This window comes from Phycisphaerae bacterium (genome assembly GCA_024102815.1).
Taxonomy (GTDB): Bacteria; Planctomycetota; Phycisphaerae; order UBA1845; family UBA1845; genus JAGFJJ01.
On sequence record JAGFJJ010000064.1, the window covers coordinates 1 to 2,382 of the forward strand.

Here is a 2,382-nt window from a genome sequence, read left to right on the forward strand (position 1 = left end):
CCAAATCACTCCAGTCATCGTGCGGTCCTCCGCGAGGCCACGGTGTCAGTAACTCGGCGAAGTCACGGCCGTCCGCGGCGGGCTGGTCCGGCGATGCCAGATAGAAGAAACCCTCGCAGAGATGGAAAACACTCTTCATACCCAGACCGTACTTCCCGATGGCGCCGAGATCCTCGCCCTTCGCACCTTCGTTCACTCGCCATATCGCTTCCGCGTCCGCGTCTCGGAAGATTCCGTCGTTGAGAACGAGTATGGTCGGCCCGGTGAGCAACGGGTGGATGCTCTGAGGCCAGTTGTCGGTCCAGCCGATATGGAACTTGCCAGCCTGCGAGTCGTCGGCGTTCTGGATCAGCTCTTTGACGATGGTGTGGAAACTATACTGGTCGCGGAGTATTCGGCGGAGTCCTTGAACCTCGTTGCTTTGCAGATGCTTCATGACTCACTCATAGCCGTTCCGTCCCGCCTCGCGGAGAACGTCGAGTATCAACGACGCGGTTACACGCGCGACCCTTGACGTCGATTCGAAACTCGCCGTGCCTATCCCGGCTTCAGTCTTGCAGGCTCTTCCAGAATATCCAAGATCGCTTTTGCGCAGTAAACGCGATCCCGGCGTGCATCTCCGACCTCCGCAATGATGGACGCGCCCTTGAGCTTCCTGATCGCTCGCTGTGCCGTCGTGAACGCCACACCCAGACGTTGGGCAGCCCTGTTCGCGGTAACGAACGGATTTTCCGCGATCATGTCCAGCAGGAGCGCGGGCGTCTTTGACGCCGAACCTGCGACTTTCAGCCGCCATTGGTCGAGAAGTTGGTTTATCCTCTCAGCGCGACTTACCGCGTCCTCCGACTGTCGGGCCACGCCGTTGAGGAAGTACTCCAGCCAATCCTCCCACTTACTCTCCCTGCTCACCGCAAGAAGTCGGTCATAGTAGTCGCGCCGAGTGGCCTCGAAGAACGCGCTCAAATAGAGCAAGGGCGTTGGTAGAATGTCGCGCTCCACAAGAAGAAGCGTGATGAGCAGCCGTCCCACTCTGCCGTTGCCGTCCAGAAAGGGATGAATCGCCTCGAATTGGTAGTGGATCAGGCCGGCGTGTAGCAGTGGCGGCATAGACGCATCACGAAGTGCACGCTCCCATTCCGCAAGACAGTTCATCAATTCACTCGGCGGCGGTGGGACGTATCCCGCGTTGGCGAGCGTGCAACCGGGCGGGCCGATCCAATTCTGCGAACGTCGAAACTCGCCCGGCGTCGCGCGTTCTCCCCGCACGCCCTCCATCAACACGCCGTGAAGTTCTCGCACGAGGCGCAGCGAGAGTGGAAGCTCGGGCAAACGTCGAAGGCCATGCTCCAACGCAGCAACGTAGTTCCCAACCTCGCGAAGATCATCCGGGCTTCGCTCCACAGCGGCGCCTGCCTCGGCGGCAAGAAGTTCCCCCAGCGTCGCCTGGGTCCCTTCGATACGGCTGGAAAGCACAGCCTCTCGCCTGAGGAAGGGCCGCATCAAAAGGTGCGGATTCGGGAGGCGCGCCCCCTGACCGGCCAATCGCCCGATAAGGCGGTCTGCGTCAGAGAGCGCCCGGATGATATGCTCTGACCAGTTAAGATCGGGAGGAAGCGGATTTGGTACAAAGGCCGAGTAGCCTTCCGCACAACGAACCAGCCTTCCCGAGGCTTTTGCCATAGAGTCACCGCTCCGATGGGGTCTCAGCAGCGAAAACAAGCCGCCCGCTTATTAGCGAAATCGTACTTAGTCGATAATAGCCTGTCAACAAGTCTTCAACGCCATGCGGGCTCAAAAGGCGGCCTCTGGGGCGTGTCCTATCGGACGTGATCCGGAATCGAAGGAGCCCGACGTGATACAAAGCATTTAGGTCATGGCGGGTTCCCGGTCAGCAGCGGTACCGGTTCTCGAACTTCGCAGTCGGGTAGCCCAGGCCTTCCAGTATGCGATGGACTTCCTGATGGGTTGCCATGTCATGATAACCGCAGGCCTCCGTGATCCGATCCAGTGGCAAACGTGCGAGCTCGTCCGAATCGCCAACCTCCAGTTCTGCAATGACGGCGCGCCCTCGGGCCGTGAGGTCAAGCTCTGCGACGGGCGTGTTGACGGGACGTTCCTGCTCTTCATCCGGGTGAGGCGCTTGAAGGATCGGGTCAATCGAATCCGCGTACCAGGTTGCCCATTCGAACCACTCGCGAAACCCGGCTTCATCCAGCGGTTGCACCCGTTCCTCATCGATGGCCGCCTGCAAGGCCGACAGGTATTCGCGAATGCGTTGGGCGTCGTGCCAACGGTTCGCGTACTCCATCAGCTTCTGACGCCGCCCGAACTCACGGTTCTTCTTGTTGGCTACCGCCTGGCGCCGATCTTGCACACGCCGGC

The 2,382-nt window shown here is 60.2% G+C and carries 3 protein-coding genes; all 3 read right to left on the reverse strand.

Annotated features, from left to right (window positions below):
- The coding region (locus J5J06_15595; protein MCO6438514.1) for a hypothetical protein at positions 1-436 on the reverse strand (436 nt) is incomplete at its 3' end.
- Positions 437-537: 101 nt separating this feature from the next.
- On the reverse strand, positions 538-1,680 hold the full coding sequence (locus J5J06_15600; GenBank protein MCO6438515.1) for a Fic family protein: 1,143 nt from the start codon (positions 1,678-1,680) through the stop codon (positions 538-540).
- A 208-nt stretch (positions 1,681-1,888) separates the two neighbouring features.
- Positions 1,889-2,382: hypothetical protein (locus J5J06_15605; GenBank protein ID MCO6438516.1), on the reverse strand; the 494-nt coding region annotated here is incomplete at its 5' end.